The following is a 26387-nucleotide window of genomic DNA, read 5'->3' as shown; positions in this document are numbered from 1 at the left end:
TCTACTCTCCTGATTAAAACGCCGCATAAAGACGGCCTGGGTTGAAAATGCCGTAGGCATCCAACTCGGCCTTCAGGTTGCGATGATACTTTTCGACCACGGGGTTGAGCGGAGTGAAGGGTGACTCTGCTCCGCCTTGGACGTAGGGGGTAAAGCAAGTGGCATGACCACCTGCCTGCTGGCAAGCCGTGCGCAACGTATCAGCTGCCGCGCTGGTTTTTATCCACCGCTGGCTGCCACCCCAGTCATAGAAGATATCGCTTTGAGGGATATCCAAGGCTAGCGGCGGCGTATTGGGGGGTAATGATAAGCGCCACAGTGCTTGCCCTTCATTCAGACTGAAAAAAGGATGCTGATGGTCGCGCAGTTGCTGCCAGAAATCGCTGGAAAGTGATTCGCCACCCAGGCGTTCCTTGGTCGCATTAACGGAACTTGCGCCGCCTTCTAAACGAATAAATAGCTCGCCTGCGTGCCATCCGGCTGCGGTAATGGGCAGCGGCTGTCGCCCTAGTTCGGCGAGCTTAGCCAAGGCATCTTCAAGACTCATGCTTAGGCGTAGGCTGTGAGTGGCAGTAGGAATAGGCAGGACTTTAAACGAGATATCAGCCAGTACGCCTAGCGTTCCTTGAGCACCTGCCATTAAGCGTGAGAGGTCGTATCCGGCGACGTTTTTCATGACTTCACCGCCAAAACGCAACAACTTGCCTTCTTGGGTGATCACGCGTGTGCCCAAGACAAAGTCTCTTGCTGCGCCAGCCCATGGGCGGCGTGGGCCGGACATGCCGGTGGCAACAGCACCGCCAATGGTGCTGGCATCGCTGAATGCGGGTGGTTCAAAGGCCAGCATTTGATTTTCTTCGGCTAGAGCTGCGTTGAGTGCGCTTAACCGCGTACCGGCACGAACAGTAATTACAAGCTCTACCGGGTCATAAGAGATAATGCCGCTATGGGGCGACATGTTTAAGGCGTTGCCTTCTACCGCTCGGCCGTAAAAAGCGCGGGTATCGCCACCAACTATGCGCAGTGGCGTGCGGTTGGCATAGGCGCTGCGCACCTGTTCGCACAGGTCGTCAGCGATATCTTGATCGGCAGCATGTATCGCTAGTTCAGTCATGGTGATTCCTAATCATTATGCTTCCTAGTGGTTAGTCGACTAGGAGTCGCATCAGAAGCGTGGTAGTTCCGGATGCGGTAGTTCGTTGTTGTGCACATGCATCGCGCCAAACTCAGCACAGCGCGCCAGGGTAGGAATATTTTTTCCTGGGTTGAGTAAGCGCTGTGGGTCAAAAGCGGCTTTCAAGGCATGGAATACCGTTAGCTCATCGGATTGAAACTGACTGCACATCTGATTAATTTTTTCGCGGCCGACACCATGTTCGCCAGTGATGGAGCCGCCCGCCGCGACGCATAGCTCGAGAATTTTTCCGCCGACGTCCTCTGCAAGAGCCAGCTCTCCCTCTTTATTGGCATCAAATAGAATCAGCGGGTGCATATTGCCGTCACCGGCATGGAAGACGTTGGCAATCGCCAAGCCACTCTCTTCCGACAGGGCGGCAATACCTTTGAGAACGCGAGGGAGTTCGCGGCGAGGGATGGTGCCATCCATGCAGTAGTAGTCAGGCGACATGCGCCCCACCGCGGGGAAAGCATTTTTTCGCCCTGCCCAGAATTTGGCCCGCTCAGCCTCATCGCGAGCCTGTTGAATGTTGGTCGCCCCCGCTTTTTCTAAGACGCGACGAACGGTTTGGCAATCGTCGTCCACATCGGCTTCAACGCCATCTAGCTCACACAGAAGAATGGCTTCTGCTTCAACGGGGTAACCTGCCTTGATGAAATCTTCAGCAGCCTTGATGGCCAGCTTATCCATCATTTCTAACCCGCCAGGAATGATCCCCGCAGCAATAATGTCACCAACAGCACGGCCCGCTTTTTCTACGTCGTCAAAGCTGGCCATGAGTACCTTGGCGGTTTCAGGTTTGGGCAGCAGCTTTACGGTGATTTCAGTGACCACACCCAACATGCCTTCAGAGCCATTCATCAACGCGAGGAGGTCAAAGCCTGGTGCATCCAGCGCTTCGGATCCCAGCGTCATACGCTCGCCTTCAATCGTCATGACATCAACACGCATCACGTTATGAACGGTGAGACCATACTTGAGGCAGTGCACGCCACCCGCATTTTCCGCCACGTTGCCACCAATGGAGCAAGCGATCTGTGACGATGGGTCGGGTGCATAATAAAGCCCGTAAGGAGCAGCAGCTTCAGAAATAGCTAAGTTGCGCACGCCTGGCTGTACACGTGCAATGCGAGCATCCGGGTCAACATTAATAATTGTGTTGAAACGTGACATCACTAGCAGGACGCCTCGTTCAAGCGGTAAAGCACCGCCTGAAAGTCCCGTGCCTGCACCACGAGTAACCACCGGAACACCCAGGGCGTGGCAGCGTTTTAAAAGACCTTCGACTTGTTCCAGCGTCTCGGGTAACGCAACCAGCATCGGCAGGATGCGATAAGCGGCAAGGCCGTCGCACTCAAAGGGATGCAAGTCCTCTTCACGGTGCAGCAGCGTTAAAGACGGCACTGCGTTTTGCAGATCATCTAAAACATCTGCTTTATCGCGGTGAATGAATTCGCCGTCGAGGCGTTCATCGAAAAGAAAGTTCATGTTAGCTCCTGTGGGTGAGGAGAGCAGAAAATTATCTAATCACTTTATGGAAAATCTTTCCATAAATAACTAATTCGGTGCTGGAAAACTTTTGCATACAGTGAAAATGCTAATAACGTGTTAGTGCTTTACCGTTTCTGCTGAGGTTGCCGGGGAGTCACCTCTTGTGAAGAGGCTGCTGGGTTGCCCTTAGGCTACCCAGCAGGGGAGACTCACTCTTGATTAACGTTTTCCCATCACATCAGTGGATCGGTAATGCCAATCACATAAAAAGCAATAAGGGCAATGATCCCAGTAAAGATCAGATAGTAGATCGTGGGAATAATTGTTTTACGAATCGTTGTACCTTCGCGACCCAGTAGGCCAACCGTCGCTGATGCGGCGACAACATTGTGAATCGCAATCATGTTACCCGCTGCGGCACCAACGGCCTGCAGCGCGACCATCATCGCGGTGGACAGCCCAAGTGTTTCGGCAACGCTAAACTGGAATTCCGCTAGCATCAGATTAGAAACGGTATTGGAACCGGCAATAAAGGCACCCATAGCCCCAACCGCAGGTGCAAAGAAGGGATAAATTCCCCCTACGCTGTTAGCTACCGCTTGGGCCATCATGACGGGCATTGACACAAGGTCAGCACCATTCACGCCAGAGTTAATCAGGATGCGCACCATGGGAACGGTGAAGATCAAGACAAAGCCAGCACCGAAGATGGTTTTAGTGGATTCAGACACGGCAGCGCTGATTTTCTGCGGGTTCATGCGGTGCAAGAAGTAGGTGACGATGACCACCGCGATAATAATGCCGCCTGGCAAATAAAGCGGCTGTACACCGCCGCTGACACCGGCTTCGCCTAAAATGTTGCTCCAGCTTAGGTTAACGGAGGTCAGCGCAGCTTTCAGCGGTTCAACGATGCGTGAAGCAACCAAGAATATCGCGAGTAGGACGTAAGGAATCCAGCCCTTGAAGGTCGACATTGGCGCTTTACCAACAACGTCATCCAGTTTGATCTGCAGGTTGCCGATCCATTCGTCTGGCCAAGATGTTGATTCAGGAAAGTCCCAGGTGTCTTTCGGCAGTAAGAAGCCTTTACGAGCAGCGGGCACTACAATCGCTAAGCCCACCATTGCCCCAATCATTGACGGGAATTCTGGACCTAAGAAAACGCCGACCAGCATGTAAGGTACGACGAACGAAATGCCAGTAAAGATCGCAAAGGGCGCAATGGATAGACCTTCTTTCCAGGAGCGATTCGCACCGAAGAAGCGCACCATGATCAAGACCAAAATCAGAGGCATCAATATGCCTACGATGCCGTGAGTAATGGCTACAGAGCTAGTAATTTGCTGGAAAAAAACGTCCCACGTAGAGCCGCTAGCTTCCAACTGGGCAGTGATGCCAGCGCGATCCAGCCCGCTACCGACACCCACTACAACTGGGGTGCCGACGGCGCCAAAAGAGACCGGAGTGGACTGAATCATCATGCCGACAACAACGGCTGCCAGGGCAGGGAAGCCAAGCGCTACCATGAGCGGTGCGGCTACTGCTGCAGGCGTACCAAAGCCAGAAGCCCCTTCAATGAAGCAGCCGAATAACCAAGCAACAATTAGCGCCTGAACGCGACGGTCAGGGCTAATGCCTGAAAAACCGTTACGAATCGCAGTGATGCCGCCAGAATGCTTAAGCGTATTTAGCAGCAAGATGGCGCCAAAAATTATCCATAAAAGGCCTGCTGTTTGAATCAGCCCTTGAATGGTAGACGCGGCAACGCGGCTAAACGACATATCCCAAGCGGTCAGACCAATGACGGCTGCGGTCAGGAAAACAATCGGCATCGCTATTTTTGCGGGTATTTTAAAACCAATGAGCAAAATACCGGCAAGCAGCAGCGGCAGAAATGCCAGAAGTGCAAGTGTAGTTTCATTCATTTTAGGAATGGCCCCTTGTTATTGATTTGGTGTGCTCGGCAGATGCCAGCGATCGTGGCAATGCTGGTTGGATCAGTGCGAAAGATACGGTTAGGTAGAAAAAATGGCTATATTGGATAATTGGTAAGACCAATTAAGAGTGGTTGTATGTATAGGCGTTGAACCACTCTTTTAAATTTAACGAATTGTTTTTATTTGCTTTTAAATTTCCACAATGCAGTAGGGATGCCTGCAACCCATTAGACTAATAGACAGTACAGTTTCCATCTAAAAAGGCAGTACAGGGCAAATGAATGGAGCAAAAGTCGCTCGCTTACTTAGCTGATATGAAGACCTTCGGGGTGGGTTCAGAGCAAGTAAAACCCGTTACTTGCGTCCTTGGTGGCTTAAGCCCATTGTTGTCAGCGTGTGTTTGGTTTTAACCACGTTTCTAATTACAAGGAGGCCGTCACAGTGGCAATAACTCTTTATGACTTATGCGGACGCGATGAGCGCTTACGCTTTTCTCCCTATTGCTGGCGCGTTCGTATGGCACTGGCACACAAAGGGTTGGAATATACGACTGTTCCTTGGCGTTTTCTTGATAAAGAGGCACTTGCCTTTGCCGACTACGACAAAGTGCCGGTGTTAACCGATGGTGACACGGTTGTCACTGATAGCTTCGAGATCATGCGCTACTTAGATAAGGCCTACCCTGCCAATCCAGTATTGGGAGAGGGGGTGAGCTATCAACGAGTCCACTTTTTTAAGCTCTATATTGAGCGTAGCGTGACCCCGGCACTTTTTCGCACGGTCGCGCTGGATTTATTAGCGGCCATACATCCTGACGACCGCGCCTACTTCAGAGAGACCCGCGAAGCCCGTTTTGGTATGCGTTTAGAGGACGTCAATAATCCAGAGCAGGGGCGAGCACAGCTGAAAAAGCTGTTGGCTCCTGTACGTGATCAGCTTCGGAGTAACCCATTTCTAGATGGTGAAGCACCCAGTGGAGCAGATTACCTACTATTTGGCAGCATGATGTGGGCATATACAGTGTCACTTGAGCCATTAGTTGACGCTAATGATCCGGTTGATGAGTGGTTTAAGCGTATGCTGGAGGTGCACGAGGCGGTCGCGGGTAAGGCCATTACTATTCGTGATCTATAATGTGTCAGGCGGCAATAATGCCGCCTGTATCCATCGTATGTACGAGGAAAGCCACACAAACGACTTATGTCGTATGTGTGAGAGGAGATGGCAATGATTGATCTGTATTACTGGACAACTCCCAATGGCCACAAAATCTCCATCATGCTGGAAGAAGCAAAACTTCTTTACCGGGTAAAACCTGTCAACATAGGGCGTGGCGAGCAGTTTGACCCTGAATTCTTAACCATTGCGCCGAATAATCGTATTCCCGCCATTGTGGATCATGCACCTCAAGACGGTGGTCAGCCCCTGGCACTGTTTGAGTCAGGGGCTATTTTGGAATACCTGGCTGATAAGTGCGGACAGTATCTGCCCGCTGAGGGGCGAGAGCGTTATGTCGTGCTGCAATGGCTTCATTGGCAAGTGGGCGGGTTGGGGCCGATGGCGGGTCAAAACCACCATTTTTGCCACTATGCACCGCAGAAAATCGAATATGCTATCGGGCGTTACGTGCGCGAGACGTATCGCTTGTACAGCGTGCTAGATCAACGACTATCTCAGCAGCATTATGTGGGGGGTGATCGTTACTCCATCGCTGATATGGCGATTTATCCATGGATTGTGCCTTGGGAAAAGCAGTGCCAAACGTTAGAGGAGTTTCCTGACCTAGAGCGTTGGTTTGATGAAGTAGCAAAGCGCCCCGCTGTCCGAAAAGCTTATTCTTTGATCGAAGACGTCAATCCACAGGCGGGGGGAGAAATAGATGAGCAGGCACGTAAATACTTGTTTGGCAATCGCTAAGTAGTCACTACTTGGTTGATGAGGTTGCTGCCTTCAGTCGCTAGCAGCAATGTTATTAAAAAAATAATGTTGCGCTGCACAAAAGGCACTGCTAGCTTTGTTGTTAGTAAAGGCAACCGCCTGATCATCGACCGCTTATCGATGCGTGTCGAATCGCTAGCTCACTTAAGGAGATTATGTGATGAACAAGGCCGCAGAGAAATCCACCCAGCAGTTTGAGTCTGTCTTTGTATCGCCAATGCGTTCTTATACCCTGGCAGCGCTTGATTATTATCAGCAAGTTGTCAGCGCGCAAATGGATGCAGCACGTGCATACTCTGACATGACGGTTGCTCAGGTACGCACATGGTTAGACGTTAAAGATGCCGACAGCTTTAAAAAAGCCATGGAAAGCCAGCAAAAAACAGCCTCTGACCTAATGGAGCGTATGAAAGGAGACTCTGAAAAAGTCACCTCCATTAGCCAAAACTTTATGCAAGAGAGCCAGAAAATGGCGGAAGAGACCACTAAGAAAGCAGTGGAAACCGCTAAGCAGTAACCTATTTTGCATGGTATAAGCGACTGGTAATAAACGATCAGACGCGAGTAATTGATCGATGAAATGCCGCACCGTCAGGTGCGGCATTTTTTGTCTATATACATTTTAAAGCGTTGTAAGACGTTATTTCTGCAAGCAAAAAGGAGTGGCTGTAGCGCTGGCGTTTGCGTGGTGATATGCCCGTTACAACGGCTGTTCAGCCCGTACGTTCAGCCTGAAGCGGGCGATACGAATAATCTCCTTAATTGCTGTTTCACGCTCTTCAGCTAAACCATTGTGTAAGCGTGCTTCAAACGCCGCCAAAATGGCGTGGCGATCAAGCCCCTTCACCGCAATGACGAAGGGGAAGCCAAATTTTTCTTTGTAAGCAGCATTGAGTTGTTCGAAGCGGGCAAACTCTTCAGGCGTACATTGATCTAGCCCAGCGCCTGCTTGCTCGCGTGTAGAGTCTTGGGTCAGCTCACCCGACATCGCCGCTTTGCCTGCTAAGTCAGGGTGGGCCTGAATAACCGCAATTTGCTGTTCAGGTGTGGCCCGCTGCAGCATAAGTCCCATCAGGTCAGCTAGCGCATCCGGCGCGTCATGCGCATTACTTAACCCTTCTTTCCAGGCAGCTTCCGCCACCCAGGGAGAGTGCTCATATACATCGCCGTAATGTTGGGTAAAGGTTTCTAAGCTGCATGTGCTAGGAGCGGGCGAAAGGGTAAGTGATGTTGAGGTAGCCACTAAATTTCTCCAGTATGTTTAATCATGGGAATACTGTATACAATAAATGGTATCAACGGTACTCTTTGACCGATAGGTTAAGTCGGTCAACTGCTATCAACAGCAGTTACCAACAACTATTATCAACAACAGTCAACAACAACTGTGATTATTAAGGAGTTGCTATGGGACGGTTAACGACTCACGTACTCGATACCGCTAAAGGACAGCCCGGCCAGGGGATTACCATTGACGTGTTCCGCCTAGCAGGCACCACGCGCGAACACTTGGGCAGTGTGATTACCAACAGCGACGGTCGTTGTGATGCGCCTATCTTAGAGGGTGATGCCCTCACAGTAGGCGAGTACGAGCTGGTTTTCCACGCGGGTGACTACTTGCGCGCCCAAGGCATCGCTTCTCAAGAGCCGCGCTTTTTGGACGTGATTCCTTTACGTTTTGGCGTTGCAGATGCCAGCCAGCACTACCATGTGCCGTTACTGCTATCCCCTTATAGTTACTCTACCTACCGCGGTAGCTAGAGCTTGGCTATCTTTTCGCCGATTTTTGCCTAGCCTGACGTTCGCTCGCTGAGTTACCAGGTAAACCTGCTAGGACTTGTTTATGCAAGCATATATTATTGATTTTGCTAACTTATTGTTACGCTGGCTGCACGTTATAGCAGCCATTGCCTGGATCGGTGAGTCGATCTATTTTGTCATGCTGGATAATGGCTTAAGAACGCCGAAAGCAGCCGAAGATCGTGAAAAAGGCGTATTTGGAGAGATGTGGGCCGTGCATGGCGGTGGTTTCTACCATAATCAAAAGTATGCTACTGCGCCTGCCAAGCTGCCGAATGATCTTCATTGGTCGTTCTGGAAAGCCTATACGACGTGGCTATCGGGTTTTGCCTTGTTCGTTATTCTGTATATGGCAAACCCGGGCTTCTATCTAGTTAACCCCAACAGCAACTGGGCGTGGGCGGCGAGTATGACAGGCTGGCAGGCCAATCTACTGGCGCTGGCCTTCTTGCTCGGCGGTTGGGTGGTTTATAACGAACTCTGTAAACGCATAAGCCCTAACATGGACCGCGACGGTCTTCTCAGCGTTGCCGTTGCGGTGATGATGATAGTGGTCGCCTATTTAAGCACCCAGATGTTCACGGGGCGTGCCGCCTTCCTATTAACCGGGGCTGTGATGGCCACCGCCATGTCAGCTAACGTGTTCTTTTGGATTATTCCCGGCCAGCGCCGCATGGTGAAAGCCATGAAGGCAGGCGAAGCGCCTAATCCTTTGGATGGCAAGCGAGGCAAGCAGCGTTCGGTACATAACACCTACTTTACGTTGCCGGTAGTACTGTTGATGGTGAGTAACCACTACTCTTTCATCTACTCCCATGAGCTTTCCTGGGTGGTCATGGTACTGTTTATTTTTGCCGGTGCCCTTATTAGGCAATTCTTTGTATTAATGCACGCAGGGAAAACACAGCCAGCCTATCCTGCCGTAGGGATAGGGCTTATTCTATTAGCGTTTTGGGTAGCCGCACCAAGCCCTAGTGCTGGTAATGCGAGCGCGTCTGGTGCGCCCAGCCAAGCCCAAATTTCAGGGTTAATTGATCAGCATTGTAGTCAATGCCATGCTCGCAACCCTGAGCATGCCGGTTTTTCAGCACCGCCTGCAGGCTACGCGTTTGATACTTGGGATGAAATCCTGGGACATCAAGCGCAAATTAAGCAAGTTGTCGCGAGTCGATATATGCCACTTGGCAACATCACCAACATGAGTGATGAAGAGCGCGATATTATTGCCGCGTGGGAGGAGTGATTAAAGTCGCAGACAGGAGACCCTATGAGTGATGCGCAGGCGGCGTTAAAGCAAAGACCCGTAGAAAAAGAAGGCGAAGAGCGTCACGAGTCAATCTATCGCGCGGTTAGCGACGCCATTGTAGAGCAGCGGCTAAAACCGGGTGCTCGGCTGCGCGAAGACGCCTTGTCAGACGTCTTTGGTATCAGCCGTACCGGTATTCGTAAAATCTTGCAGCGCTTAGCATTAGAACAGTTGGTAACGCTCACGCCACGGCGGGGAGCCAGCGTAACACGGCCGACTGCCGAAGAGGCCAAGGATGTGTTCGACGCACGCCAGATGATTGAGTGTGGGCTGATGCCTGATGTGGCAAGGCGGATTGGAGAGAAAGAAGCCGCTGAACTACGGGAAATGGCTCGTCAAGAGCGTCAAGCGCTACGCAATGGCCAACAGAGCATCGCTATCCGCCTGTCTGCTGACTTTCACGTGCGCCTTGCCCAGCTCTCGGGTAACGCAACGCTTGCGGAGTTTGTTGAGCGTCTGTGCTCACGCTCGTCGTTGATTCTGGCGGTTTACGGTCATCGTGGCCACTTAGGCTGTGAATCCCACGATCACGATGATTTGATCGGCTATCTGGAAGCGGGCAATGGCGAGCGTGCGAAAGCGTTTATGAGCCGCCATCTCAAAGCGATTGAAGCCTCACTTTCGATGGTTGAAGAAGAAGAGAATGTGCCAGACCTGCAGCAAATTTTTGGTGGTTAAGCAGGTTAAGTAGTGAAATATCAGCAGTGAAAAAGCCCAGGCCTTTAGGCCTGGGCTTTTTTATGGAGCTAGAAAGCTTAATGCTGTGTGAGTGCTTACATCGCAGGTACTGGGACGGCCTTGAACTGGCGCATTAAACCATAATAGAACAGCCCACCTAACCCTGCGCCAATCAGCCAACCATAGCCGCCAAGGCTTTCGAACGCGGGCACGACGACCGTAGATAGCGAGAATAACGCTGCACCGCCGAAAGCAATCAAGGCGCGGCTATTCCAGCCATTAACGTAGTAGTAAGCGCTGCTGGGCGCTGAGGAGAATAGCTCTTGCATATTGAGGTGTTGGCGTTTGATCAGGTAGTAATCCACCACAATGATGCCGTAAAACGGCGCTACTATGGCACCTAGCGCGTTGACGAAGCCGGGTACACCGATTTGGCTAATCACTGAAATCCATAGCGCACCGACAAAGAAGGCAATCACTGCGGTAATCAAGCCCCCCATCTTAAAACTGATTTTGCTGGGAAACAGGTTGGCCAAGTCGTAAGCCGGTGGAATAAAGTTAGCGACCAAATTGATGCCTACGGTGGCCGCGAAGAAAGTGAGGGCAGCCACAATGGTCAATGGTAACGAATCAACACGCTCAACAATGTCGGCGGGATTGGTCAGTGCCTCTCCAAACAGTACCAATGTGCCAGCCGTAATGATTAACGCAATAAACGAGAAAAAGGCGACGTTAAGTGGCAAGCCTAGCAAGTTGCCAAGTTTCATTTGGCGCTCAGTTTTCACAAAACGCGTGAAATCGCCAAAGTTAATCACTACCGCTGCAAAGTAGGCCACCATCGTACCAACAATGGCTAGAAACGCCCCAAGACTACTGCCACTTTGCTCACCGCTACCGCTAAAAATAGTGCTCACTGCGGGCAGCAGTTCACTTCCGGCCTGGAACCATACAACGATCATCAGAACGACCATCACCACATAAACCAGCGGCCCAGCCCAGTTTAGAAAGTGTTTGATACGCTCAATGCCCTGCCAGAAAATGGCGATTTGAAATAACCAGACAATCACGAAAGACAGCCAAGCGACCCCTGAAAGGCCCAGAAAAGTGCTGTCATTGCCGGCCCCAAACAGAGCTGTGATGAGCAGCGCCACAGCCGTTGAGGCAAAGTAAGTCTGTACGCCGTACCAAAAAATACCAACGATTGCGCGTAACAACGCTGGCAGGTTAGCCCCCCGTACTCCCATGCTGGCGCGAACCATAACAGGAAAAGGGATGCCGTATTTGACGCTTGGTTTGCCGGTTAGGTTGACCAGGAACATGACAATGACACCGGCAAGAATGATGGCTGCCATCACTGCCCAGCCATTCAGGCCGTAGGACAGAAACAGCGATGCCGCTAAGGTGTAGCCAAACAGGCTTTGAATATCATTCGACCACACGTTGAAGATTTCAAACGCGCCCCAGTTACGGTCTTGGGGCTTCAAGGGCGCAAGGTCTTCATTGTAAAGAGTGGGATCAATTTGCTTTATATCGAGATCACTATTGGACGGCTGCTTATTCATGGTTAACGCTCTCTTGTCGGAAACGATTGCCTGCCACGCACCGCGAGCAGGCAGACACGCATCATGGTTACTGGGTAAAACGTTGGCAGGCGGGCCAATGCTTCATCAGTAGGTAATAGCTCAACCCGGCAGGAATAAGGCTGGCGTACCATGAGACCGAAGAGAATGTCAGCGCGGCCACAATGCCGACTACCGTAGCAATTAAGGCGGCTTTGTTGACGCCTTGGTAGGGGCCAGAAGGGTCGTATAGTTTACTAATGTCCAGTGTGCGACGGCGGATGATGTAGTAATCGACGACGAGAATGGCAAAGATAGGCCCAAGAAACGCTGAGTACGTTTGTACGAATAGCTGCAGACCAGCCGCCGACTCAGGCTGAACAAGTTTCCATGGAAAAGTGGCAAATGCCAGTAGGCCTACAATAACGGTGGCGACCGGAAACTTAAGTTTGAATACGTCCATTAATACGTAGGTGGGGGGCACCACATTATTCAGCACGTTCGTGGTGACCTGTGCAAAGGCGATGAATAGCAGCGTGGTCATTAGCAGTGGCGTGTTGTCTACAGCGTTAGCAAATACCTGAATGGGGTCTGCTGTGCCTGTCGCCTCTGACACCATGTAGCCAATCAAGCCCATAAACAGCGTGCAGGGCAGAATCGACATGGCATAGATCGTCGTTAATAAGCTCTGGCGGGTGCCTTTCTTGTGCTCTCGTGAATAGTCGCTAACATTCAGCATCATGGTGCTATAGATGCCCAGAAACAGCATGGTAGCGCTCCAGAACGGCAAGCCCCAAGAGCCTTCCATGGTCAAAATGCTGGCCGACAGCTCATCGCCGTAGCGTTGCACCGTGGCGTAGAACATATACATCAGCGAAAGCAAAATAAAGACGCTGCCGATATTCTCAAGCCATTTAATCCCCTGAAAGCCCAGCACTGACAAACCAATCTGCAAAAATTGGAAGGTAATAAAGTAGAAAATCAGGTTATCGAAACCGAACAGTGTGGCAGACACCATATTGAGCGCGCCTGCGCCAATCCAGCTTTGAAAGCCGTACCACACCACCGCTGGCACAGCCCTTACCAAGCCAGGAATGCGGGTGCCACTAAAGCCAAAGGCGCTACGCGCTTGCACCATAAAGGGAATGCCATATTTGTAGCCAGCTGCGCCATTAACTGCCAGCGCAATACCGATTACAAAGCAGCCAATCGCTATCGCGAGTGTTGCCTGTAGAAGGTTTAAGGTGCCCACCACGCTTGAACCCATGGCAAAGGTGCCAATTGAGACGCATCCACCAAACCAGGCTAAAAAGTAGGATGTTCGCCCCATGATTCGCGTGCTTTGCGGTGCTAGGCTTTCTGCGCCGATGGCTTTGTCAGCTATTGCGGTGTTCGCAACGGATGGTTCTTCTGACGTAAGAGCAGGGTTGGAGTTGCTCATGTTTCCGTCCTCGCAAGATTGTCGGTGTTATTGGCAGCTTGAGCGCATTACGCGCCCAAGCGATGCTTGCGGCATGGCGTGCTAACGGGAGTACAGTTATTTTTGAAGTTATTGTTTTTAAGACCTGTTTTTAAGACCTGTTTTTAAGGCCTGTCTTTTAGGGCCAATCTTTTAAGTCATGGCTACTACGTGTTTTTTAGTGATATTTACCTTGGTGAGGGAAGGTGAAGGTCGGAGAGTGCAGAGAATTTGCCGGTAAATGCTTTCGGGCGCGGGTAGTCCAGGTCGCCATGTTTGCTGGTGTAGAGACCTAGGCTAACCAGCGATTCGGCAAGCTTTAATGCGGCGCTAACGCCCTCTATCACCGGTAAGCCAACCTCGCGGGTGATCTCTTCAGTCAGATTCGCCATCCCACCGCACCCTAAAACGATGGCACCAATGCCGTCTTCATCGCGGGCGCGGCAGCACTCTTCGACAATGCGGGTAAAGGCGGCATCAGGGTGATGTTCAAGATCGAGAACCGGAATTTCTGCAGCGCGTATGCGGCGACAGTGATGGCGGAACCCATACTGCTCAAGCAAGTGTTCTGCAATAATGCCGGTACGCCCTAACGTCGTCACAATCGAGAAGCGGGTGCTGACCAGCGTGGCTAAATGAAAGGCGGCTTCCGCAATGCCGATGACGGGTGCGCGGGTTAATTCACGGGCTGCGAGTAAACCAGGATCGCCAAAGCAGGCCACCACGTAAGCATCGATGCCGCCTTCACGTTCTCCTTTAAGAACTTCTTCGGCAACGCCTACCGCGCTAATGGCCTCGTCAAAATGACTCTCGATGGACACCGGTCCCGCATCAGGCTGGGTGGCGCTAACCGTTGTCGATGCCGCTGCCTGCCGCTGGGCGGCTTGATGAATGGCAGCCGTCATTGAGGCTGTTGTGTTTGGATTGATAATGCGTATATGCATGTTGAATCGCTCGCTAGTAGACAAAATTGAGCATCTTGTATACGAAAATAGGGCGGTTTTGCGTGGATCGCAAGCCTTTTTATGCGCTTAAAATATCAGCGTCGATTGACCAAATGTTCAAGTTTCAACAGGTTAGCGACTTGGCTACTATAAAATGCTAACCATCTCAGCTAATTAAGCGGTTGTTGGATTGCGGTTGTTCTATAAAGCCGCTATTTTGTATACAATTATTTTCTGTATTGTAGATCTTTAATTTCAATAAAATGCTCTGCAACCAGCTATCTACAATCGTATAAAAGGAGCCGCTGAATGCCTCATTCATCTAATCGACCATCGAATGCTTACTCTCGCGACCTGGTGGGATATGGTCGCACCCCCCCTCATGCTAATTGGCCAGGCAAGGCGAAAATTGCTGTTCAGTTTGTGCTTAATTATGAAGAGGGCGGGGAGAACTGCGTCCTTCACGGCGACTCAGGCTCCGAACAGTTCCTGTCGGAAATCATCGGCGCACCGGCTTATCCGGATCGCCACTTGAGCATGGAGTCTATCTACGAGTACGGCTCCCGCGCCGGGGTGTGGCGCATTCTGCGTGAATTTGAAAAGCGTGATTTGCCTCTCACGGTGTTTGGCGTTGCCATGGCGCTGGAGCGTAACCCTGATGTCGCTCAGGCATTTAAAGAGTTAGGTCACGAGATTGCCTGTCACGGCTACCGCTGGATTCACTATCAGGAAGTGCCCGAGCACGTTGAGCGAGAGCACTTGCAGAAAGCCATGGAGATTTTCCAGCGTCTTTACGGTGAGAAGCCACAAGGCTGGTACACCGGGCGCGATAGCCCCAACACCCGGCGCTTAGTGCTAGATGAAGGCGGTTTCCTTTATGATAGCGACTACTACGGCGACGACTTACCTTTCTGGACGCAGGTGACCGATAGTCAGGGAAGTGATCACAACCACCTGATTGTGCCCTACACGCTGGACAGCAATGATATGCGCTTTGCCGCGCCGCAAGGTTTCAACACTGCGGATCACTTCTTTACCTACCTGCGCGATGCCTTTGATGTACTTTACGCAGAAGGGGAGGAGGCGCCCAAAATGCTTTCGGTGGGCATGCACTGTCGCTTATTAGGGCGCCCTGGACGTTTCCGCGCCCTACAGCGCTTCTTGGATTACATCGAAAGCCACGACCGTGTTTGGGTGGCTCGGCGGGTTGATATCGCCCGTCACTGGGCGGAACATCACCCTGCAACTCGTTAATTAAGCAGCTTAATAGGATGCTATGACGCCGCATATCGGACAGCGGATTACCGCCCAGTTTGACGCGCTAACTGCCCAGGAGCAGCGGGTGGCGAGCTTTATCCTCGATCACTTTGATGATCTGGCGGTGTATAGCGCCGCTGATTTGGCGCGTTTGACTGGGGTGTCCAAATCGACGGTTAGCCGCCTATTCAAGCGGCTGGGGTTTGAAAGCTACCGCACCGTTAAAGACCACGCCCGCCAGCTACGTAACTTGGGCGTGCCTTTGGTGATCGACCCCAACGCCATGCAGGAAGAGGCCGGGGCACCGTTTCAGCGCCATTTGCAGCGGGAGCAGGATAATCTACAGCGCTGCTTAAACGGCATTTCGGCGGATCAATTTGCGGCACTGGTAGAGCGGTTGGATAGCGCGCGTCATGTGGTCGTGATCGGCTTTCGTAACAGCTACCCGCTAGCGCTGCATTTTCGCCAGCAGTTGATTCAAGCGCGTACCCAGGTGCGGGTGGTTCCTCACCCAAATCAGTCGTTAGCGGAAGAGATTGTCGACCTCACCGAGCAAGACGTGGTGGTGTTGTTTGGTTTTCGCCGCCGCCCAGCGGCATTTGCTTCGCTAATTGATGCACTTGAGCGAACACCTGCCAAGGTGGCCTTACTGGCTGACCCCACCGCGATCAATTTTGCCTCACAGGTAACGTGGTTTTTTGAAGCGCCGCTGGAAAGTCTCTCCGCTTTCGATAGCTACGCCGCCGCCAATAGCCTGATCTGCCTGATCGCCAACGGCGTGTTGCATCGGCGCCTTGCAGAAGGACGAGAGCGCATCAGCGCGATCAGCGATGTTTACGCTGAGCTTAGTGAGTTGGAAGCGCCCTCCATGAGCGTGGATAGGGGCGCCCAGTAGGCTTTGCACGAAAACTGTCTGCGCTCGGCAATATGGCGTTAAAAATAGCCTCGTGCGCGAGCCCGATCAAAATACTCACTTACAAACTCATCTCTGCCGTGCGCTAACCTGTCCACTGCGTTGCCTGAGCGAAAATAAGAAAGCCCAGGGCAATCGCTATCCAGACGCAAAAAAGTGGGAAGAAGAATTTGACCCATTTTTGCCACGGCACACCCGCCAGCGCCAGGGTCGCCATAAAGTAGCCCGAGGTTGGGTAAATGATATTACCGATACCGTCACCCAACTGGAACGCCAGCACCGCCGTTTGGCGGGTCACGCCGATGATGTCGGAGAGCGGTGCCATCAGCGGCATGGTGACCAGCGCTTGACCGCTGCCGGAGGGGACAATGAAATTGAAGCCTAGCTGGGCGAAGAACATGCCAATCGCTGAGAGCAGGGTGGGCAGGCCTCCGACGAGGTTGCCAAGCCCAAACACCAGAGTGTCCATGATTTGGCCATCTTCCAGCATCACCGCAACACCCCGCGCGACGCCGGCGATCATGGCCCCAACTAGTACATCGCGGAAGCCCTGGTTGAAGCCTGCGCATATTTCGTCGGTATCGAGGCCTGCGATTAGGCCCACTACAATCCCCATGATGATAAATAGGCCTGCCATCTCCATCATGAACCAGCCTTGCTGCAGCACGCCATAGACGAGTACCGCGAAGAAGGCGAAGGTGGCAACGGCAGCCAGTTTCTGGCGAGCGGTGGCGATTAAGGCAGGGCTATTGTCAGCATGCTGGTAAAGCGTACGTTTTTCGGATTCGCTAGTGTCACTGCTCAGCAGGCTAAGCGAAGGAGTCTGGTGCACCATACGGGCATAACGCATAACGAAGAAAATGGCCGCGGCTAACATCACCACAAACGCCATGACGCGCAAGCCATAGCCGGAGTAGAGAGGAAGATCTGAGAGTTGCTGCCCGAGGCCAGTATTGATGGGGTTGAGTACCCCTGTCGTGAAACCGACGGTGGTGGCACAAAGTGCTACTGCCGCTGCAGTGACTGAATCGAAACGTAAGGCAATCATTAGCGGCAAGATAACCGGCACATAGACCAGCGCCAACTCCTGGGTACCGATAACCGTCGCGATCAGTGCAAATACCGTCATTAATACGGGGATAGTGAGTAAGCTCTGTCGTGCAAAGCGACGCGTCAGCTTATCAACGCCTATTTCAATAATACCGGTGCGCCTTAGCACCATGAACATACCGCCAATCATGAAGGTGAAAAAGACGACTTCACCGGCACTCATCAAGCCATTCGGGATCGCCAGCATAAAGTCGATGATACCAATCGGAGAGGAGGCGATCTGTTCATAAGAGGTCGGGTCAATAGTGATACGACCATTGGGGCCAGGAACACGCTCGAACTGCCCGGCAGGCACAAAATGCGTCGCTATTGCTGCTAAGCCGATAAAAATGAACAGAACCACGTAAATATCAGGGATCCGACACCAGCTTTTTTTAGCCGCAGGGCTATCAGAGGAAGACGAAGAGGGGGGACGTTGGGACATGTTATGCCTCGCGTTATAAGACCGCCATAGATGACGGCTATTGTTATTAATACTTACCTGGAGCAACGACATGGTCTGTGGAAGCAACGAGCAGGTCGACCAAAGTTGCTGTATATGGGCATATCCGTATAGTTTTAGAGTTATGAAACGAAAGTTGCCAAATAATTTACTCTTGGGAGAATTGTTTCACAAGTATTTCGTTAAATCGCTTTATTGTGGCTCGTTAATCTTGTATACAATATGAGAGTATTGTGTCTTCACTAAGTCATATAGGTTCCAAAATGCCAGCTAACTACTACGCCCCTACGGGGGGACATCCGCCACAAACACAGCTAACTGCTGATCGTGCCGTGTTCACAGAAGCGTATGCGTTGATTCCCAAAGGCGTGATGCGCGATATCGTCACCAGCAACTTGCCTTTCTGGGAAGGCACTCGGTTATGGGTGCTGGCGCGTCCGCTTTCAGGCTTTGCTGAAACGTTCTCGCAATACATTATGGAAGTGCAGCCTGAGGGCGGCAGTGAAAAGCCGGAGCTAGACCCTCAGGCCGAAGGCGTACTGTTCATTGTGGAAGGTGAGTTAACGCTTACTCTGGCGGGGGAACGCCATACCATGCGCCCCGGTGGCTATGCGTTTCTTCCCCCAGGTAGCCACTGGCAAGTGCGCAATGAGTCCTCTGCTCCCGTACGTTTTCATTGGGTGCGTAAAGCGTATCAGTTTGTGGAGGGATTAGACGTACCCCAAGCTTTCGTCACTAATGAGCAAGACATTGCTCCCCTCGAAATGCCGGGAACCGAAGGGCGTTGGGCAACCACGCGCTTTGTCGATCCTGCTGATGTGCGCCACGACATGCACGTCAATATCGTGACTTTTCAGCCAGGTGGCGTGATTCCTTTTGATGAAACTCACGTGATGGAGCATGGGCTTTATGTGTTGGAAGGGAAGGCGGTGTATCACCTTAACCAGCAATGGGTTGAGGTAGAGGCAGGCGACTTTATGTGGCTTCGCGCATTCTGCCCTCAAGCGTGTTACGCCGGAGGCCCGGGGCCATTCCGCTACTTACTGTACAAAGACGTCAACCGCCACGCAGCACTCAAGCTCTAACATTGAAATCAGGCGTTTAAGTTCTGGTATATAAGTTCTGGTATACAAGTTCTGGTATATAAGTTCCGGCGTTGGCTGCTTCGCTGTGTTGTTATTCGGAGAAGCAGCCTATTTTAGGATTTTATAATGATTAAATTGATAGCCGAACCACTAACAGCTGAGGCGTTTGCGCCTTTTGGCGATGTGATAGATGCCCGCACATCAGCGTCGTTTCCCATTAATGCTGGTCGTACCCAGCGCCATCATGATCTGGCGAGCGTTGAGACATTAGGCGACAACGCCCATGCGCTGATTAATATTTTTGTCAGCCAGCCGATTACGCTACCGTTGGAATTAACCTTTTTAGAGCGCCACCCTCAGGGTAGCCAAGCCTTTATGCCGCTGCATCAAGAGCGCTTTATTGTGGTGGTAGCCCCCCCTGGTGACACCATTAACGCTGCAGATGTACGCGCGTTCGTTACTGATGGCCGTCAGGGCGTCAATTATCGGGCAGGCACTTGGCATGCTATTCAGTCGGTGCTTGAGCGTGAGGGCGAGTTTTTAGTGGTAGATAGGGGAGGTGATGGCAATAACTGCGATGAGTATTCGCTTGATATTACCGTTACTCTAGGCGAATAACTTGCGCTAACAGCATACGGTTGTCATCTTGCTCAGGTTAGCTTTTGACTGAACGAGAAAAATAGAGCGCACATTGCGCGTAGGAGACCAGCATGTCACAAGCCCACCGTTTGCCAAAACTACTCAAAATGCTGCGTCACTACGACGATCCAGTCAGCGGTGCGGATCTGGCTGAAGCGCTAGGTATACCGCTGAGTGTTCTCTACAAAGATATTGCTGTGCTTAGAGCCGTTGGGGTCGAGATTGTTAGTGAACCAGGCCAAGGCTATGTTCTCCCGCCTAGCGCTCAATTACCTCCCCCAACGCTCAGTGAGCCAGCCGCCGAACGGTCTGATGAACTGATTTTCTACACGCATCCCCTTTCGCGGGGAGGCATTGTGCACTGGATGCTTGAAGAGCTTGGTGTGCCTTATCGCTTAGTGGTCCTGGAGTATGGGTCCACAATGCATTCGCCAGACTATTTAGCCATCAACCCGATGGGCAAGGTACCAGCTATTCGCCACGGTGAGCGAGTGGTCACGGAGGCTGCCGCTATCTGTGCTTATCTTGCCGATGCTTTCCCCGAGGCTGGTTTGGCACCGCCGCTTTCAGCAAGAGGCGACTATTATCGCTGGTTATTCTTCGCTGCTGGGCCGCTAGAAGCCGCTGCCTCGCTTAATAGCTTGGGCTTCCAACCTGATGCAGAGCAGCGTATGCGGCTAGGTTCTGGCGACTTTGCGACGGTGATTGAGGTTCTGGCTGCGGCCGTTAATGGACGCCGCTACATCGCTGGTGATGCTTTTAGCGCCGCCGATGTTTATGTCGGTTCCCACATTGGATGGGGAATGCAGTTTGGAACTCTTCCACGCCGTCCTGAATTCGAACATTACTGGGCGGGGCTGCAAAACCGTCCTGCACGGCAGCATTGCGAGCTGTTCATCCAGCAGGCGTTGGCACAGTAGTTACCCTGTGAGTGGTGACGCGCCAGAGGTAGTCGTCCCCACGCTGATGAACGCTTATTAAGTTTTTATTCTCATTCTATTAATAATTAGGAAAATTATGAACGCACTGCACTTCTCTTCGATCCGTCGTACTAAAATTGTCGCCACCCTGGGCCCCGCCAGCGACCGGGAAGGTGTCTTAGAAGCCATGTTAGCGGCGGGTGTTGATGTGGTGCGTTTAAATTTCTCGCATGGCACCGCGGATGATCATCGTCGACGCTTAATGCGCGTGCGCGAGATTGCTGCTCAGCTGGGCCGAAGTGTCGCAGCGCTGGGTGACCTTCAAGGCCCTAAAATTCGTATCGCGCGCTTCAAAGAGGGCGCTGTGGTTCTTCAAGAGGGCCAGCCGTTTATTCTCGATATGGCGCTTGATGGTGATGCGGGCGATGTGCACCAAGTGGGCTGCGACTACAAAACCTTGGCGCAAGATGTGACGGCCGGTGACCGCCTACTGCTAGATGATGGTCGTGTGGTACTGGATGTCACACGAGTAGATGGCCAACAGGTACACACCGACGTGGTGGTGGGCGGTAAGCTCTCCAACCATAAGGGTATTAACAAACAGGGCGGTGGGCTTTCTGCTCCCGCGTTGACCGAGAAAGATAAAATTGACCTAAAAACCGCTGTTGAGATTGGTGTCGACTACCTTGCTATCTCATTCCCTCGTCATGCGGAAGATATGTTAGAGGCGCGCCGTTTACTCGGTGAAGCAGGTAAAGATATTGGCTTAGTTGCCAAGGTGGAACGTGCTGAAGCCGTAGCGGATGAGGCAACCCTTGACGGCATTATTGAAGCATCAGAAGCGGTCATGGTGGCGCGTGGTGATTTAGGGGTCGAGATTGGCGATGCCAAGTTGGTCGGCGTGCAGAAGCGCATGATCAAGCGCGCACGTTCGCTTAACCGCGCTGTGATTACCGCCACGCAAATGATGGAAAGCATGATTTCTGCGCCGCTGCCTACCCGCGCAGAGGTATTCGACGTTGCCAACGCGGTGCTGGATGGCAGTGATGCGGTAATGCTTTCCGCCGAAACGGCTGCAGGTGATTACCCACTGGAAACCGTTGAGGCGATGGCACGAGTATGCTTAGGCGCCGAGCGTGAGAAAACTGCCCAAGAGTCAGGACACCGTATTCATGAAGGCTTCTCACGGCCAGACGAAACCATTGCACTTTCGGCAATGTATGCTGCTAACCATATGAAAGGCGTTACAGCGATTGCCTGTATGACCTCCTCGGGTTATACGCCGCTAATTGCCTCGCGTATTCGTTCAGGCTTGCCTATTGTAGGGCTGGCTCACACCCCCATTGCTCAACGCCGTATGGCGCTTTATCGTGGTGTTGTATCACTGCCGTTTGATACCTCAGCAATGAGCGCCACAGAGTTGAATGACGAAGCGCTGACGCTGTTGGTTAAGCAGGGTGTTGTTAAGCTTGGCGATCACGTGATACTGACTCGAGGTGATCATATGAACGCTCACGGCGGCACTAATACCATGAAGATCATGGCAATTACCGAACAGCATATTGAGCAAGCGCAGCGCTGATTGATGCGAATCCTGCTATTAACGTGTTTACTGTTTGTTACTGCGCCTGCGTTTGCAGGCGCACCTATCATTGCGGCTGCTTCTAATCTGCAGTTTGCGTTGGAAGAGGCTGCGGAACGCTTTACTCAGCAAACGGGTCATGCTCTGCGCCTCAATTTTGGTTCCTCCGGAAATTTTCGCCGCCAAATTGCTCAAGGGGCTCCCTTTGAGCTGTTTCTCTCGGCGAACGAAGCCTTTGTACAAGCGCTTTATCAAGAAGGCCACGTCGATAGCGAGGGCGTTATTTATGCCCGTGGTCGGCTGGCGTGGGCGCAGCCTAAAGGAAAGTACCCACCCCCCGATGCACACACGCCGCTTGCTGGTGTTCATGAGGCGATTGCCGCACTTGAGGAGGGGCAGCGTCAGCGTATCGCGATTGCCAGCCCTGAACATGCGCCTTACGGAGTTGCTGCCCAAGAGGTATTGCAACAGGCTGGGCTGTGGGAAACTACCGAGCCATTGCGTATTCAAGGTGAAAATGTATCGCAAACGCTGCAGTTTGCCCTGTCGGATGATGCCCGTGGTGGGTTAGTGGCGTACTCTTTGGTGCTGGCTTCAACACTCAGCGAGCGAAGTGAGTTTGTATTGATTCCCGAAGCGTGGCACACGCCGTTGCGCCAACGTATGGTACTTACACCTCAGGCAGGAGAGGTGGCACAGGCTTTTTATGCATGGCTTCAGCAAGCAGACGCGCAGGCTATTTTCCAACAGTACGGTTTTAATACAGATTGATGGACTGGACAGCGCTCTCGGTATCGCTGCGCTTAGCAGGCTTGACCTGCCTCTTTTTGCTGCCCGTTGGAGTGTGGCTAGGCCGTGCGTTGGCTACCGCACATTTTCGCGGCAAAGGGCTTTGCGAAGCGCTAGTGGCGTTGCCGTTAGTGTTGCCACCCACCGTGCTCGGTTTTTATTTGCTACAGCAATTTGGCCGCGACGCACCTTTGGGTAGCGTTTGGGCCTCGTTCACAGGGGGCGGGCTCAACTTCACTTTTAGCGGTATCTTGCTAGCCTCATTAATCGCTAATTTACCTTTTGCAATTCAGCCTATTCAGCGGGCGTTTGAGAACGTGCCGACTAATCTGCGTGAAGCTGCCTGGTGCAGCGGGCTGAGCCCTTGGCAAACCTTTTTGCGCATTGAACTGCCGCTGGTATGGCCAGGCATTCTTTCCGCTATCGCATTAACATTTGCCCATACGTTGGGAGAGTTTGGGGTGATTTTAATGGTCGGTGGTGCCATTGATGGAGAAACCCGCACGTTAGCGATTGCTATTTATGATCGGGTACAGGCGTTTGATGAACAGGGGGCCGCCCGTATGTCAGCGCTGCTGCTATTGGTGTCGTTAACAACCCTAGGTCTGGTCTACGGGCTTGCAGGCAGGCGCAGGTGGGTGCGTGGCTAAAGTGATCACTGGTAGCGGACTGGAAGTAATGGCCAAGCAGCGTAGTCCGATACCACTGGACGCGGCATTTAGCTGCCCAGCGGGCGAGCTTCTAGCGCTGGTGGGACCGTCCGGTAGTGGCAAAACCACGTTACTGCGTACTATCGCTGGCCTGTATCAACCAGAGCAGGGCCATGTGGCATGTTTGGGCAGCACTTGGTTAGCAACTGAGCGGCGCTACTCGCTTACCCCCCAGCAGCGAAAAATCGGCATAGTGTTTCAAGATTATGCGCTGTTTCCCCATCTTAGTGCGCTAGCGAATGTCCAGCTTGCCCTGGGACACCTTCCCCTCTCTGAACGTCCGCGCCGTGCCAAACAGTGGCTTGCCAATGTACGTTTGGAGGGGCTGGAAAAGCGCTTCCCCAACGAACTTTCTGGCGGCCAGCGCCAACGCGTGGCGCTTGCACGCGCCTTAGCGCGTGAGCCGCAGGTATTGTTGCTAGATGAACCCTTCTCAGCTGTTGATCAGGTGACCCGGCGCCGACTGCAGCGAGAACTGGCGCTGTTGCGTCAGCAAATATCGATTCCCATTATCTTGGTTACCCACGATTTAGAAGAAGCCACTGCGCTAGCAGATCAAATTTGCGTGCTGCATAACGGCGTAAGTCTTCAGCAGGGGAGCCCCGAAGCACTATTTCGGCGGCCTGCTTCGCCGCTGGTGGCAAGGCTTTTAGATCGCCACAATATTTTTGAGGGTGAAGTGACCAGTGTTAATGGCCAGCAACGGCTGCAGTGGGGGGATCGATACTTAGAGGTTGCCGTAGGCCTCTCTGATCTGCCGCAGGGTGAGAGGGTGACGTGGTACTTACCGCCTTCCGATATTGTGCTGCATCGCCGTGGTCGACCTTCACAGGGTGAGCGTGAAAACCCTGTAGCCGCTACTGTGCATGAAATGGTCGTTCTTGGCGGTATCACCTCAATCTCGCTGCGTGTTTTGCATGGCGATATGCTACGTTTCGATATTGCCACCCATGCCGCTAGGCGCAACCAGCTAGCACTGGGGGAGCAGGTATATGTGTCGCTGCTTGCTGAAGGCATTCATATTATGTCAGGAAAGCATGTTGCTATGTCGTCACGCCATATATCCTCAAATAACCTGTCTTCAAATAACCTGTCTTCTACTAATATGCCCTCTCATCATAAAAGGAACTTGTCATGACTGTTACTCGCCGTCAGCTACTGAAGACGTCTTTGGGAGTTTCACTAGCGGCGAGCTTACCGTTGCCGCTGTTGAGCGCCTGGGCTGATGAATCTCGCCAAGCCTCGACATTGCCGCTGGCGATTCACAGCCAGGAAGGCCCGCATCGATTAGACGTTGAAGTGGCCGAGACCGCCGCTCAGCGACAGCGCGGCTTAATGGAGCGCGAGCACCTGCCTGAAGCACGTGGCATGCTATTTCGGTTTGAGAGCGAACAGCCCGCTGGCAACGCCTTTTGGATGTACCGCACGTTAATCCCATTGGATATTGCTTTTATCAACGGTGAAGGGCGCATTGTAGCGATCAACACCATGCAACCCTGTGCGTCTGATACCCCCCGTGAGTGCCCCGCTTACCCAGCCGGTGCGTCTTACCATGCCGCGCTGGAGGTTAACGCAGGCTATTTCGCTGAGCGCGGTATCCAGGTGGGCGACTGCGTATCAGTCCCTGCTTTGGCAGGGTTTTGCCGCCCTGATGCATAGTGTGCCGATACCGGCGTACTACAGTGGCTTTGCTGGGCGACGCTTACCAACGTTGAGCACGATCAGGGCAATACCGGCTACCACAAGCCCCCCGCCTACCAGCTTATGGATACCTAGGCTGTCGCCCATCAACAGCGCGCCCAAGCCAACAGCAAGTACCGGTACCAGCAAGGTCATTGGCACCACGCGATTCACAGGATGGCGGCGTAGTAAGGCATACCAAATGCCGTAAGCAACAATTGATGACATTACCGCGGTGTAAGTCATCGCTCCCCACCCGCGCCAACTCGCTTGCTGAATGGCCTGCCACTGGCCAGTTTCAAATAGCCAAGACCCTAACGCGACCTGAGGAATCGCAAACAGCGCTACCCAACCCGCCAGTGCTAAGGGAGCGATAGGCGGGCCGCGCTTAATCAACAGTTGGGAAACTGCCCAGCCAAAGGCGCTTAACAAAAGAATCGTCAGCGGCAGTGGTGAGGGCAGCGTTGGCCCTCCAGCGAGCACAATAACGCCAGCGAAAGAGAACAGCAGCCCCGCGATGCGCTTTGCCCCCAGTTTTTCTTTAAGAAACACCACCGCCAGTAGCGTGGCAAAAGGCGTGCCCATCTGCACCAGCAGTGCGCCAGTGCCTGCTTCTGCTTGGCCTAAGCCGATAAACAGCAGCGCAAAATGTAGGCTGCCAAATGTGAAGGAAAGCAAGAGTAAAAAAGGCAACTGAGCGCGAGCGACAGGATAGAAAGGCACCAATAGAACAGCGACCAGCACAAAGCGCAGGGTCGTCATTAGTAGTGGCGGTAGCTCCGCTACGCCCACCTTTATAACAATGATATTCAGCGCCCAAATGGCGATGACAAATAGGCCTAACAACAGGTCGCGTAGTGGCACGTTGATATCCGTTGATCACGATTTAACAGTGGCTTTAGCATATCAGTAAGCGCTACTGCAGCGTAATGGCGCGGTGTTCATCTACCCACAGTTAACGGTGAAATGCT

25 protein-coding genes are annotated in these 26387 nt (G+C 52.4%); 16 read left to right on the top strand and 9 right to left on the bottom strand.

The genetic code is table 11. The annotated features are described in order from the left end of the window. Positions 1 to 13 precede the first annotated feature (13 nt). The 3 genes from glcE to NF683_RS02615 form a co-directional block, all read right to left on the bottom strand. Positions 14 to 1114: a glycolate oxidase subunit GlcE gene (gene glcE / locus NF683_RS02625; RefSeq protein ID WP_253921193.1), complete on the bottom strand. Its 1101-nt coding sequence runs from the start codon at positions 1112 to 1114 to the stop codon at positions 14 to 16. Between the two features lie 51 nt (positions 1115 to 1165). Beyond that, positions 1166 to 2665 carry a glycolate oxidase subunit GlcD gene (gene glcD, locus NF683_RS02620; RefSeq protein WP_253921192.1) on the bottom strand — a complete coding sequence of 500 codons (1500 nt, stop codon included), beginning with the start codon at positions 2663 to 2665 and terminating at the stop codon, positions 1166 to 1168. A 236-nt stretch (positions 2666 to 2901) separates the two neighbouring features. Beyond that, the gene (locus NF683_RS02615) at positions 2902 to 4593 is read right to left on the bottom strand and encodes an L-lactate permease (RefSeq protein ID WP_089039725.1); all 1692 of its coding nucleotides are present in this window, start codon (positions 4591 to 4593) and stop codon (positions 2902 to 2904) included. Positions 4594 to 5046: 453 nt separating this feature from the next. On the opposite strand from NF683_RS02615, the gene NF683_RS02610 reads away from it, so the two are divergent. The 3 genes from NF683_RS02610 to NF683_RS02600 all read left to right on the top strand — a co-directional run bounded on the left by NF683_RS02610 (position 5047) and on the right by NF683_RS02600 (position 7060). Then, positions 5047 to 5739, top strand: coding sequence for a glutathione S-transferase family protein (locus NF683_RS02610; RefSeq protein ID WP_089039724.1), 693 nt, complete (start codon positions 5047 to 5049; stop codon positions 5737 to 5739). 93 nt (positions 5740 to 5832) lie between these two features. Beyond that, a complete protein-coding gene (locus NF683_RS02605) occupies positions 5833 to 6522 on the top strand; it encodes a glutathione binding-like protein (RefSeq protein ID WP_253921191.1) in 690 nt (229 codons plus the stop codon). Positions 6523 to 6703: 181 nt separating this feature from the next. Next, a complete protein-coding gene (locus NF683_RS02600) occupies positions 6704 to 7060 on the top strand; it encodes a phasin family protein (RefSeq protein WP_253921190.1) in 357 nt (118 codons plus the stop codon). Between the two features lie 183 nt (positions 7061 to 7243). On the opposite strand, the gene uraD is transcribed toward NF683_RS02600, so the two are convergent. Continuing rightward, entirely contained in the window at positions 7244 to 7786 is a 543-nt protein-coding gene (gene uraD / locus NF683_RS02595) for a 2-oxo-4-hydroxy-4-carboxy-5-ureidoimidazoline decarboxylase (RefSeq protein ID WP_089039722.1), read from the bottom strand. 164 nt (positions 7787 to 7950) lie between these two features. On the opposite strand from uraD, the gene uraH reads away from it, so the two are divergent. The 3 genes from uraH to NF683_RS02580 all read left to right on the top strand — a co-directional run bounded on the left by uraH (position 7951) and on the right by NF683_RS02580 (position 10327). Beyond that, on the top strand, positions 7951 to 8304 hold the full coding sequence (gene uraH, locus NF683_RS02590) for a hydroxyisourate hydrolase (RefSeq protein WP_095604053.1): 354 nt from the start codon (positions 7951 to 7953) through the stop codon (positions 8302 to 8304). Positions 8305 to 8386: 82 nt separating this feature from the next. Next, positions 8387 to 9586: a urate hydroxylase PuuD gene (locus NF683_RS02585; RefSeq protein ID WP_089039720.1), complete on the top strand. Its 1200-nt coding sequence runs from the start codon at positions 8387 to 8389 to the stop codon at positions 9584 to 9586. 24 nt (positions 9587 to 9610) lie between these two features. Beyond that, entirely contained in the window at positions 9611 to 10327 is a 717-nt protein-coding gene (locus NF683_RS02580) for a GntR family transcriptional regulator (protein ID WP_253921189.1), read from the top strand. 95 nt (positions 10328 to 10422) lie between these two features. Here the strand turns inward: NF683_RS02580 and NF683_RS02575 are convergent, their stop codons facing one another. The 3 genes from NF683_RS02575 to NF683_RS02565 all read right to left on the bottom strand — a co-directional run bounded on the left by NF683_RS02575 (position 10423) and on the right by NF683_RS02565 (position 14289). Then, entirely contained in the window at positions 10423 to 11889 is a 1467-nt protein-coding gene (locus NF683_RS02575) for an NCS1 family nucleobase:cation symporter-1 (protein WP_253921188.1), read from the bottom strand. A 67-nt stretch (positions 11890 to 11956) separates the two neighbouring features. Beyond that, a complete protein-coding gene (locus tag NF683_RS02570) occupies positions 11957 to 13327 on the bottom strand; it encodes an NCS1 family transporter (RefSeq protein WP_253921187.1) in 1371 nt (456 codons plus the stop codon). A 206-nt stretch (positions 13328 to 13533) separates the two neighbouring features. Further along, a complete protein-coding gene (locus tag NF683_RS02565; protein WP_089039716.1) occupies positions 13534 to 14289 on the bottom strand; it encodes an aspartate/glutamate racemase family protein in 756 nt (251 codons plus the stop codon). Positions 14290 to 14598: 309 nt separating this feature from the next. Between NF683_RS02565 and puuE the strand changes: the two genes are divergently transcribed. Beyond that, complete coding sequence (puuE, locus tag NF683_RS02560; protein ID WP_089039715.1) at positions 14599 to 15543, top strand: allantoinase PuuE; 945 nt, start codon at positions 14599 to 14601, stop codon at positions 15541 to 15543. A gap of 22 nt (positions 15544 to 15565) precedes the next feature. Then, complete coding sequence (locus tag NF683_RS02555) at positions 15566 to 16441, top strand: MurR/RpiR family transcriptional regulator (RefSeq protein WP_089039714.1); 876 nt, start codon at positions 15566 to 15568, stop codon at positions 16439 to 16441. Positions 16442 to 16544: 103 nt separating this feature from the next. Here the strand turns inward: NF683_RS02555 and NF683_RS02550 are convergent, their stop codons facing one another. After that, positions 16545 to 17993: a YfcC family protein gene (locus NF683_RS02550; protein ID WP_089039713.1), complete on the bottom strand. Its 1449-nt coding sequence runs from the start codon at positions 17991 to 17993 to the stop codon at positions 16545 to 16547. A 281-nt stretch (positions 17994 to 18274) separates the two neighbouring features. On the opposite strand from NF683_RS02550, the gene NF683_RS02545 reads away from it, so the two are divergent. From NF683_RS02545 to NF683_RS02510, 8 genes are all read left to right on the top strand, one after another. Then, positions 18275 to 19096, top strand: a complete 822-nt coding sequence (locus tag NF683_RS02545; protein WP_089039712.1) for a bifunctional allantoicase/(S)-ureidoglycine aminohydrolase — start codon at positions 18275 to 18277, stop codon at positions 19094 to 19096. Between the two features lie 126 nt (positions 19097 to 19222). Next, positions 19223 to 19714, top strand: a complete 492-nt coding sequence (locus tag NF683_RS02540) for an ureidoglycolate lyase (protein WP_089039711.1) — start codon at positions 19223 to 19225, stop codon at positions 19712 to 19714. Positions 19715 to 19806: 92 nt separating this feature from the next. Beyond that, complete coding sequence (locus tag NF683_RS02535; RefSeq protein ID WP_253921186.1) at positions 19807 to 20655, top strand: glutathione S-transferase N-terminal domain-containing protein; 849 nt, start codon at positions 19807 to 19809, stop codon at positions 20653 to 20655. A 97-nt stretch (positions 20656 to 20752) separates the two neighbouring features. Then, a complete protein-coding gene (gene pyk, locus NF683_RS02530) occupies positions 20753 to 22237 on the top strand; it encodes a pyruvate kinase (protein WP_089039709.1) in 1485 nt (494 codons plus the stop codon). Between the two features lie 3 nt (positions 22238 to 22240). Next, positions 22241 to 23008: a molybdate ABC transporter substrate-binding protein gene (gene modA / locus NF683_RS02525; RefSeq protein WP_253921185.1), complete on the top strand. Its 768-nt coding sequence runs from the start codon at positions 22241 to 22243 to the stop codon at positions 23006 to 23008. Next, complete coding sequence (modB, locus tag NF683_RS02520) at positions 23008 to 23676, top strand: molybdate ABC transporter permease subunit (protein ID WP_038477870.1); 669 nt, start codon at positions 23008 to 23010, stop codon at positions 23674 to 23676. Before modA ends, modB begins: the two co-directional genes overlap by 1 nt. Further along, positions 23669 to 24874: an ABC transporter ATP-binding protein gene (locus NF683_RS02515; RefSeq protein ID WP_253921184.1), complete on the top strand. Its 1206-nt coding sequence runs from the start codon at positions 23669 to 23671 to the stop codon at positions 24872 to 24874. Before modB ends, NF683_RS02515 begins: the two co-directional genes overlap by 8 nt. After that, positions 24871 to 25395 carry a DUF192 domain-containing protein gene (locus NF683_RS02510; RefSeq protein ID WP_038477864.1) on the top strand — a complete coding sequence of 175 codons (525 nt, stop codon included), beginning with the start codon at positions 24871 to 24873 and terminating at the stop codon, positions 25393 to 25395. Before NF683_RS02515 ends, NF683_RS02510 begins: the two co-directional genes overlap by 4 nt. An 18-nt stretch (positions 25396 to 25413) precedes the next feature. Here NF683_RS02510 and NF683_RS02505 read toward each other — a convergent pair whose 3' ends face one another. Next, entirely contained in the window at positions 25414 to 26280 is an 867-nt protein-coding gene (locus NF683_RS02505) for a DMT family transporter (RefSeq protein WP_089039706.1), read from the bottom strand. Positions 26281 to 26387: the final 107 nt, after the last annotated feature.

The organism is Halomonas sp. MS1, from assembly GCF_024182575.1.
Lineage (GTDB): Bacteria > Pseudomonadota > Gammaproteobacteria > Pseudomonadales > Halomonadaceae > Vreelandella.
Note: the sequence above shows the minus strand (reverse complement) of the source record. Positions and strands in the feature narration are given on the sequence as shown.

Bases quoted from the DNA above. Each gene is read 5' to 3' on its own strand.
- modA (WP_253921185.1), top strand. From the start codon at position 22,241: ATGCGAATCCTGCTATTAACGTGTTTACTGTTTGTTACTGCGCCTGCG.
- NF683_RS02585 (WP_089039720.1), top strand. From the start codon at position 8,387: ATGCAAGCATATATTATTGATTTTGCTAACTTATTGTTACGCTGGCTG.
- NF683_RS02550 (WP_089039713.1), bottom strand. From the start codon at position 17,993: ATGTCCCAACGTCCCCCCTCTTCGTCTTCCTCTGATAGCCCTGCGGCT.
- NF683_RS02600 (WP_253921190.1), top strand. From the start codon at position 6,704: ATGAACAAGGCCGCAGAGAAATCCACCCAGCAGTTTGAGTCTGTCTTT.
- puuE (WP_089039715.1), top strand. From the start codon at position 14,599: ATGCCTCATTCATCTAATCGACCATCGAATGCTTACTCTCGCGACCTG.
- NF683_RS02565 (WP_089039716.1), bottom strand. From the start codon at position 14,289: ATGCATATACGCATTATCAATCCAAACACAACAGCCTCAATGACGGCT.
- glcD (WP_253921192.1), bottom strand. From the start codon at position 2,665: ATGAACTTTCTTTTCGATGAACGCCTCGACGGCGAATTCATTCACCGC.
- NF683_RS02510 (WP_038477864.1), top strand. From the start codon at position 24,871: ATGACTGTTACTCGCCGTCAGCTACTGAAGACGTCTTTGGGAGTTTCA.
- NF683_RS02545 (WP_089039712.1), top strand. From the start codon at position 18,275: ATGCCAGCTAACTACTACGCCCCTACGGGGGGACATCCGCCACAAACA.
- NF683_RS02570 (WP_253921187.1), bottom strand. From the start codon at position 13,327: ATGAGCAACTCCAACCCTGCTCTTACGTCAGAAGAACCATCCGTTGCG.
- NF683_RS02540 (WP_089039711.1), top strand. From the start codon at position 19,223: ATGATTAAATTGATAGCCGAACCACTAACAGCTGAGGCGTTTGCGCCT.
- NF683_RS02605 (WP_253921191.1), top strand. From the start codon at position 5,833: ATGATTGATCTGTATTACTGGACAACTCCCAATGGCCACAAAATCTCC.
- NF683_RS02535 (WP_253921186.1), top strand. From the start codon at position 19,807: ATGTCACAAGCCCACCGTTTGCCAAAACTACTCAAAATGCTGCGTCAC.
- pyk (WP_089039709.1), top strand. From the start codon at position 20,753: ATGAACGCACTGCACTTCTCTTCGATCCGTCGTACTAAAATTGTCGCC.
- NF683_RS02555 (WP_089039714.1), top strand. From the start codon at position 15,566: ATGACGCCGCATATCGGACAGCGGATTACCGCCCAGTTTGACGCGCTA.
- glcE (WP_253921193.1), bottom strand. From the start codon at position 1,114: ATGACTGAACTAGCGATACATGCTGCCGATCAAGATATCGCTGACGAC.
- NF683_RS02575 (WP_253921188.1), bottom strand. From the start codon at position 11,889: ATGAATAAGCAGCCGTCCAATAGTGATCTCGATATAAAGCAAATTGAT.
- uraH (WP_095604053.1), top strand. From the start codon at position 7,951: ATGGGACGGTTAACGACTCACGTACTCGATACCGCTAAAGGACAGCCC.
- NF683_RS02580 (WP_253921189.1), top strand. From the start codon at position 9,611: ATGAGTGATGCGCAGGCGGCGTTAAAGCAAAGACCCGTAGAAAAAGAA.
- NF683_RS02615 (WP_089039725.1), bottom strand. From the start codon at position 4,593: ATGAATGAAACTACACTTGCACTTCTGGCATTTCTGCCGCTGCTGCTT.
- modB (WP_038477870.1), top strand. From the start codon at position 23,008: ATGGACTGGACAGCGCTCTCGGTATCGCTGCGCTTAGCAGGCTTGACC.